The sequence below is a fragment of the Protofrankia sp. CiP1_Cm_nod3 genome, from assembly GCF_982290655.1.
This window is the reverse complement of sequence record NZ_CEVIVD010000010.1, coordinates 15,858-23,960: the sequence shown is the minus strand read 5'-3', so window position 1 is coordinate 23,960 and position 8,103 is coordinate 15,858. Positions and strand designations below refer to the sequence as shown.

The following is an 8,103-nucleotide window of genomic DNA, read 5'->3' as shown; positions in this document are numbered from 1 at the left end:
CGCTGTGCTCGCGGGCGCTGTGCTCGCGGGCAGCGGACCTGTCGGCGGGGTGTTCGCCGTGGTCGGTGCGCCCACCGCCGTACCCGCCGGACCCGCTGCGCCGGCCGCGCCGGCCCTGTCGCCGGCCGGGCCGGAGCCGGCCGGGGATGCTGTCCGCGCCGGGGCGCCCGGGCCAGCGGGCCCGGGGACGCTGGCGGCGGGCCCGGGCCCGCTGGCGGCGGGATCCACCTGGTTGGCCAGCGCGCGCGTCAGCGTGCGGATTCGTTCGTCGAGCCGGTCGGTGTCGCGGCGGGCGTCGGTGGCCTGCGCCGTGAGCCGGTTGGCGACGGCTCCGGCCGCGAGCTCGTCGTCCTTGCTGACATGGTCCGCGCGGGCCTCGGCCGGGTCGGGATGCGCGAGGGATCCGCAGACCGGGCAGGGCGAACCGGCGACCAGGGCGGCGCTGAGCTCCGCAGTGATCGCGTCGAAGCGTTGCTGGCGGATGTCACCGGCCTGCTCGCGGGCCAGTCGCGCGGCCTGCTCCACGTCGTGCGCATGGGTGAGGGCCTGCCCGCGCCGGCGCACGGCGGCGGCCAGCTCGGCAGCCATCCGTGCCTGCTCGCGCGCGCCTGGCAGGGCGGCCGCGGCGGCCCTGGCGCGGCTGTGCCCGGCCTCCAGAGCACGGCGCTGTTCCGGCAGTTCGGCGCGCAGGTAGCCGGTGAGGGTGGCGACGGCGGCCGCGTGCGTGTCGGCGTCGATGTCGGCCGCCGTGGCGGCGTCGTCGTCCGCGTCGGCGGCGGCCAGGATGTTCGCGAACTGCTCGAGGCGTCCCATGTCGGTGTGGGCGACCCGGGCCAGCCGGGCCAGCTCGTCGACGTCGACGTCGTGCCGGGCGCCGAGCAGTTCCAGGCAGCGGCGGGCGGCGTCCTCGGCCAGCCGCGTCCGGGTCAGCTCGTCCGCCCGCTCCCGCACCTGGTCCAGGGCGCGGCGGACGGTGGCGGCGCGGCGGGCGGCGGCCAGCTCGGTGGCCAGCTCCTCGGTCGCCGGGAGCTGCGCCTCGAGTGCCGCCAGCCTGGTGTCGAGCGCCCGCCGCTGCCGTTGGCGTTCGGCGAGCCCGCGGGCGAGGTCGAGCGACCCCTCGGCCTGCTGGCGGGCGTCGGCGGCCGCTCCGGCGTGCCGCGTGGCCGTGCGGGCGGCGGCGTCCGCGGCCGCGGCGAGCCCGGCGGCCCAGTCGGCGTCGGCCTCGAGATCGTCCGGTTCGGTGGCTGAGGCGGCCTCGGCGGCCCGGGCCGCCACCCGGGCGAGGTCGCCGCGCGCGGCGGCCAGCCGCTCGCCCGCGATCTTGGCCTGGTCGGCGAGCCACTGTTCGGCGTGCTCGAACCGGCTGACGGCGAACAGGCGCTTGAGCAGCCGTTCCCGCGTGTCGTGGTCGGCCTGGAGGAAGTCGGCGAAACGCCCCTGCGGCAGCATGATCACTTGGAAGAACTGCTCGGCGGTCATCCCGAGCAGCCGGCCGATCTCGAGCCCGACGTCCTCGTTGCGCTGGGCGACAGCCTCCCAGCCGGTGTCGGTCCGGCGCCTGAGCAGGGCGGTCGGGTTCACCCGGGAGCTGCCCTCGCCGCCGCGCCGGGGCCTGTCCCAGCCGGCTGTACGGGTGATCTGGTAGCGCTGCCCGGACACGCTGAACTCCAGCCGGACCTGTGGCTGGGCGTCCGCCTCGGCATGGTGGGAGCGCAGGTCCTTCGCGCGGGCCCGCAGCCCCGGGACGACCCCGTAGAGTGCGAAGCCGAGCGCGTCGAGCAGCGTGGTCTTCCCGCCGCCGGTCTCGCCGCACAGCAGTACCAGGCCGCCGGCCCCCAGCCGGTCGAAATCCAGCTCGACCTTCCCCGGGAAGGCTCCGAAGGCGGTGAGTTCCAGCCGGTGCGGGCGCATCAGGCCGCGTCCTCGGCCCGGCGGGCGTCGTCCAACGCCGCCTGTAACAGGGCCCGTTCACGCTCGCTCGATTCGGAGCGCACATGGGCGACGAACGCCTCGGCCACCGCGAGATCGGGACGCCCGTGGACGCGCCGGCCGTAGGTGAGCTCGTCGCCGGTGGCGTCGAGCGCGGGCTCGTGACTGAGGGTGAGAGCGAAGGGGAAGCGGCGTTGCAGGGCCGCCATCGCGTCCAGCGGGCGGACCGGGTCGGTGAGCACCACCGAGACGAAGTCGGCGGTGTGCCGTTCGTAGTCGGCGGTGGCCATCAGCTCCGCGAGCCGGCCGCGCAGCCGGGCGAGGCCGCGGTACACGGGGACCGGGATCTCCTCCAGCCCGCACAGGCCGTCCGCGTCGATCTCCACCAGCAGCGACGACTTGACGTCGCCCGCCTCGGAGAACGAGTAGGGCAGCGGCGAGCCGCTGTAGCGCAGGCCCTCGTCCAGCGCCTGTGGCCGGTGCAGGTGCCCGAGCGCGGTGTAGGTGACCCCGTCGAAGAGCTTCGCCGGGACGGCCGCGAGCCCGCCGACGCTGATGTCGCGTTCGCTGTCACTGCCCTGGCCGCCGCTGACCCAGGTGTGGGCGCAGACGATGCTGCGGCCGCCGCGCCGGGCCCGGTCGGCGTGCACGGCCCGCATGGCCCGGCCCAGCGTCGCGGCGTGCGACAGCGCCCTGCTACCACCGGTTACGACCGGATCATCCCTGCTCGAAGTCACAGTGTCACTATTCGTGCCCGTTGTGTCATTGGACGCCACCGGGCCATCGCTTTTCGCGTCCGTTGTGTCTCTGTTGTCTATTGCCGCACTCGTGCCGCCGGGGTGGGGCCCGTCGTAGCCGCCCGGGGCGGGAAGCGCCGGCAGGGCGTCGACCACCGCCGCCGGCTCCAGGTAGGGGAGCGGGTAGACGTGGACGGGCCCGTGCCCGTCCTCGACGGTGACGGGGGTGGCGATGGCGGACACGTCCGTCCTGATGCGCACCCGGGGGTCGAGCAGCCCGGCCTTGTCGCCGAGACGGGCGCCGGCGTCGTGGTTGCCGCTGATCACCACCACGTGCGCGCCGGCGTCCCGCACCCGGGACAGCGCCTCGTCGAACAGCCGCATCGCCGCGACCGGCGGGATGGCCCGGTCGTGGACGTCCCCGCTGACCACGACGAGGTCGACGCGTTCGGCCCGGACGACCTCGACGAGATGGTCGACGAAGGCGGCCTGCGCCGCCAGCAGGTCGAACCGGTGGAGGGTACGCCCGAAGTGCCAGTCGGATGTGTGCAGCACGAGCATGTCAGCACGGTAGGACGCGCCGCCGGCGCCTCCGCACGCGGGTACGGTTTGCGTGCGTGCCCGTCCCGCCACGGAAACCGTGACCGCGTCGCCGCCGGCTCGGGGGAGGCATCCTCGAGGCTGCCCTGACACGCCGGTAACCTCCACGCCGGTAACCTCGTAGTGCCACGGAAATGTGGGCCGTCCGGACGTCCCGGGCCGGCTCGCGGGCTCCCGAGCCGGCGCCGCCGAGCCGACGGGAGCCCCGGAGCCGGTGGGGCCCGGGCGCGGGAACATCGTTGTGCCGCCCCGACCCTCCGCGACCTGCGGCAACGTGGGCCTCCGGCGGCGCGGGCATGATCGCGCAGCCGTCGGTCCGCCGCCCCGCACACGCGGTCCTCCGGTGGCGCGGGAACATGATCGCGCCGTTTCCGGCCCGCTGGGGTGGCGTGTCGGACGAGCCGTCAGGTCGGGAGGAACTGGTCATGAACAGCCTTGCGGAGGATGTCCGCGAGACCGCGGTCCGGGCGCGTGACGCCGCGGCCGTGCTCGCTCCGTTGTCCCGCGCGGACAAGGACCGCGCGCTGCACGCGATGGCGGACGCGCTGATCGCCGGCACTGGGCTGATCCTGGCGGCCAACGGCGCGGACGTGGCCGCCGCGCGGGCCGCGGGCACCGGCGAGGCCATGGTCGACCGGCTCACCCTCACGTCCGGCCGGCTCGCCGCGATCGCGGACGGCCTGCGCCAGGTCGCGCTGCTCGAGGACCCGGTCGGCACGGTGGTACGCGGCCGGGTGCTCCCCAACGGGATCGAGCTGCGCCAGGTCCGGGTGCCGCTCGGCGTGGTCGGGATCATCTACGAGGCCCGCCCGAACGTGACGGTCGACGCCGCCGGCCTGTGCCTGAAAAGCGGCAACGCCGTGCTGCTGCGCGGCAGCGCCTCGGCCCTGCGTACCAACACGGCGCTGGTCGCGGCGCTGCGGGACGCGGTGGCCGCCGCCGGGCTGCCCGCGGACGCGGTCGCGCTCGTGCCCGGCGGCGGCCACGAGTCGGTCAAGCAGCTCATGCGCCTGCGCGGCCTGGTCGACGTGCTGATCCCGCGCGGCGGCGCCGGGCTGATCCGGACCGTGGTGGAGGAGTCCACCGTGCCGGTGATCGAGACCGGGGTCGGCAACTGCCACGTCTACGTCGACGTCGACGCGGACCTCGACCAGGCGCTGGCGATCGCCCTCAACGCGAAGACCCAGCGGCCGTCGGTGTGCAACGCGGCGGAGACGCTGCTGGTGCACGCGGATGTCGCGGACGCCTTCCTGCCGCGGGTGCTCGCGGCGCTGCGGCAGGCGGGGGTGACGGTCCACGGCGACGACGCGGTCCGCTCCCACGACTCCTCGGCGCTGCCCGCGACGGAGGAGGACTGGGCCGCCGAGTACCTGTCGCTGGACCTGGCGGTGCGGGTGGTGGACTCCCTCGACGACGCCGTCGCGCACATCCGCCGGTGGGGCAGCGGGCACACGGAGGCGATCGTGACCCGTTCGCTGGCCGCCTCCCGCCGGTTCATCGCGACCTGCGACAGCGCGGCGGTCATGGTCAACGCCTCGACCCGTTTCACCGATGGTGAACGGTTCGGTTTCGGCGCCGAGATCGGGATCTCCACCCAGAAGCTGCACGCCCGTGGGCCGATGGGCCTGACCGAGCTGACATCCACCACCTGGGTGGGCGTCGGCGACGGTCATCTGGTGGTTTAGCACGGGGACGCCAGCGGTGTGATCGTGTTTTTGTGGAGCCGGTGGTCCGCACTTGTGAACGCCGGGCGGAGGGGCGGCCCGCCGGTGCGGCATCCAGCCGGTGACCTGGCCAAACAAGGGGGATGCCGACAGCCGGACCATGGTGGCGGGTACGCTTCTGGCTCGGTAGGGGACAGCTCTGGAAATTCCGTTACTTGTCCCCTGGCCCGGACCGTGACCGGACCGGAGATGGTCTGCTCGTCCGCCCGTTTCGGGGGCGTCGGATGTCGAAATTCCATGGTGTGACTGTGCCAACGACGGAGGGAACGCCGTGTCGGATGAGGACGCGCCGACTGGTGCCGGGCCGCGCACGGTGGACGTGATTATTGTTCATGTGTGCGGCGTGGCGGGGCTGATCGCCGTGGTGGGTGCCTTCCTGCCGTGGGCGGGCGCGACCCTCGCCGACCGGGGCGCCGATCTGCTGCACAGCAACAGATCGGGGCTGGAGCTGTCCTGGCACGGCAAGGTGGTGCTCGGCCTGGGCATCCTCTGCGCCGTCATCAGCGTGCTGCTGTCCGAGCTCCCCCGCGTCCGCCCGCTCGGGCTGGCGCTGCCCGTCGCCGGCGGCGTCATCGCCGCCCTGAGTGTCTTGAAGATCAATTCTGGGGACGCGATAGCCGCCAGCCTCCTGCGGAAGCGGATCGGCACGTTCCAGACGGACAACCCGGTGGCCACCGCCGAGGTGGGCGTGGGCCTGTGGCTCTGTCTCGTGGCCGGTGCCGCGCTCGTCCTCGGTGGGCTTTTTCTCGGCTGGGCCGCGTGGCGGGCGGCTGGCGCTTCCGAGCGGCCCCCCGGTGGCGTGTCCAGCGGTGTCTCCGGTGGTGTGGCCTGATGGCGGCCGGCGCCCGTGACGTCCCTTGGAGCGTTCCCTGTGACGTCCCCTGCCTGTTGCCTCCGCGCGCCCGCGGGCCTGTGTCCGGGGGTGGTGTCCCACAGCCTCCATAGCGCCTCGGTGGCATGACGTCCTTGGCGGATCGCGCGACCGGCGCGGACCGATCCGGCTGTGACGCCACCGGCACGTGGGTCGACGCGCGCCCTCCCCGGGCCGGCGGGCCGCTGGCCGTGAACGCGCCGACGACGGACGAAGACCCTGGCATCCATCCCTGTCCCGACGTGGACCGGTTCACCGTTCACCGATCTGCATGCGACATGTGACCCGCATGCGACGTATGTCGTGGCGCTGACCGCAACCCGCGGGTGGCACGAGTCCTTGGAAGAGAATTGGCCTACGACTACACCTCCTTCTCGAAGCTCGCGGGTCCGCTCACCCTTCCGCCTGCTGACACAGAGTATCGCGTTGCCTACCGTAAGGTGATGGTAGGGCGGGAGCTCTGGATGGTGCTGCCGCTGTTGATAGCCACCGTCGGGTTGTCGTCGCTGTTCTTCGTCTGGCTGATCCAGCCGGGCCACTTCCCCAAGAGCAGGTATCTGCCGACACCGGTGCACATCGGCAACCTGGTCATGTTCTGGACGATCGTCGTCTCCGAGGGGATCCGGTTACTGAACTCGATCACCCTCTGCTGGGCCGCCTACATCATGCGCAACCCGGTGCCGGTCCGGCCGCCGGCGGGCCTGCGGATCGCGTTCACGACCACCATCGTCCCGTCGAAGGAGCCGTTGGACGTCGTACGCGACACCCTGATCGCGGCCCGGCAGATCCGTTATGGCACGCCCATCGACATCTGGCTGCTCGACGAGGGGGACGACCCGACAGTCCGCCAGATGTGCAAGGACCTCGGGGTCAACCATTTCAGCCGCAAAGGGGTGGAAAGGTGGAACCAGCCGAAGGGAAGATTCCGGGCCAAAACGAAGCACGGTAACCACAACTCCTGGCTGGACGCCCACGGCGGCTCCTACGACGTCGTGCTGTCGGTCGACCCCGACCACATTCCGCTGCCGAACTTCGCCTCGCGCATGCTCGGCTACTTCCGCGACCCCGATGTCGCCTTTGTCGTGGGACCGCAGGTCTACGGGAACTTCCACAGTTTCCTGACCCGGGGCGCGGAAGCGCAGAACTACATGTTCCACTCGGTCATCCAGCGGGCCGCGAACCGGTTCGACTGCGGCATGTTCGTCGGCACGAACCACGCATACCGGGTGTCGGCCTGGCGGCAGATCGGCGGGTTCCAGGATTCGATCACTGAGGATCTGGCCACCTCCTTCGCTGTACACGGAGAGTATCAGTCTGACTCTGGAAAGCACTGGAAGTCGGTATACACGCCGGATGTCGTAGCGGTTGGCGAGGGTCCTGCTACCTGGACGGACTTCTTCAGCCAGCAGCTGCGGTGGGCTCGGGGCTCCAACGAGGTCCTGGTCACCGAGTCGGTCCGCCGGCTGCGGAAGCTGCCGTGGGGGCACCGTCTGCACTACTCCACCCTGATGCTGCACTACCCGACCGTCGCCCTCACCTGGCTGATGGGAATGATGCTCACGGTCAGCTACATGGCCCTGGGGTCGACCGGGGTGACCGTGCAGATATCGTCCTGGCTGGCCCTCTACATCGACGTGGCCGTGGCCAGGCTGCTGCTCTACATCTGGCTGCGACGGTTCAACATCAGCCCGCATGAGGAGAAGGGCACCGCCGGCATCTCCGGGATCTTCGTCTCCATGCTGTGCACGCCGTTCTACTCGACCGCCTTCGTCGGCGCGCTGCTGCGGCGTCCGCTCGGTTTCGTGGTCACGCCCAAGGGGCAGAGCGCAAGCCCCGACCGGCTGCTGACCTTCCGTAAGCACATCTTCTGGGCGACGATATCCGGGATCTCCATCGCCACCGCGGTCGGCTTCGGCCATGTGTATCCGGCGAACATGGTCTGGGCGGCATTATCGTTGATCATCTGCCTGCTTCCCATCTTCATATGGTGGGGATCCCTGATCGCGGGCCGGCTGCGTCCCGTCGGCGAGCCCGGCCTGCTGCCGGCGGTGGCGTCCGAGCAGCCGGGCATACCTCGCCAGGCGACCGCGTCCGAAGCCTCGCTGAGCACCCCCGCGGCAAGCAGGCCCGCGGCAGCCAGGACGGCGGTGGCCGAGGCACCGGTTTCCGAGACCACGGCGGTCATCGCCATGGCGCCGCCGCCCGTGACGACGGAAAAGGCGTCCGCCGCGACGACGGAAAA

The 8,103-nt window shown here is 72.1% G+C and carries 5 protein-coding genes; 3 read left to right on the top strand and 2 right to left on the bottom strand.

Annotation, left to right across the window (positions count from 1 at the left end):
• A partial coding sequence (locus AC5LUJ_RS04095) for an AAA family ATPase (protein ID WP_493464483.1) occupies nucleotides 1-1,911 on the bottom strand: 1,911 nt, incomplete at its 3' end.
• Nucleotides 1,911-3,227: an exonuclease SbcCD subunit D gene (locus AC5LUJ_RS04090; RefSeq protein WP_250285449.1), complete on the bottom strand. Its 1,317-nt coding sequence runs from the start codon at nucleotides 3,225-3,227 to the stop codon at nucleotides 1,911-1,913. The genes AC5LUJ_RS04095 and AC5LUJ_RS04090, both read right to left, overlap by 1 nt.
• Before the next feature lie 464 nt (nucleotides 3,228-3,691).
• On the opposite strand from AC5LUJ_RS04090, the gene AC5LUJ_RS04085 reads away from it, so the two are divergent.
• The 3 genes from AC5LUJ_RS04085 to AC5LUJ_RS04075 form a co-directional block, all read left to right on the top strand.
• Entirely contained in the window at nucleotides 3,692-4,951 is a 1,260-nt protein-coding gene (locus tag AC5LUJ_RS04085) for a glutamate-5-semialdehyde dehydrogenase (RefSeq protein ID WP_493464482.1), read from the top strand.
• A 310-nt stretch (nucleotides 4,952-5,261) separates the two neighbouring features.
• On the top strand, nucleotides 5,262-5,822 hold the full coding sequence (locus tag AC5LUJ_RS04080) for a hypothetical protein (protein ID WP_250285447.1): 561 nt from the start codon (nucleotides 5,262-5,264) through the stop codon (nucleotides 5,820-5,822).
• Nucleotides 5,823-6,325: 503 nt separating this feature from the next.
• Nucleotides 6,326-8,103, top strand: a 1,778-nt coding sequence (locus AC5LUJ_RS04075) for a glycosyltransferase family 2 protein (protein ID WP_493464481.1), incomplete at its 3' end; no start/stop codon positions are given.

What these genes read in the sequence shown, in the direction of transcription:
- AC5LUJ_RS04090 (WP_250285449.1), bottom strand. Translation starts at nt 3,227, where the DNA reads ATGCTCGTGCTGCACACATCCGACTGGCACTTCGGGCGTACCCTCCAC.
- AC5LUJ_RS04085 (WP_493464482.1), top strand. Translation starts at nt 3,692, where the DNA reads ATGAACAGCCTTGCGGAGGATGTCCGCGAGACCGCGGTCCGGGCGCGT.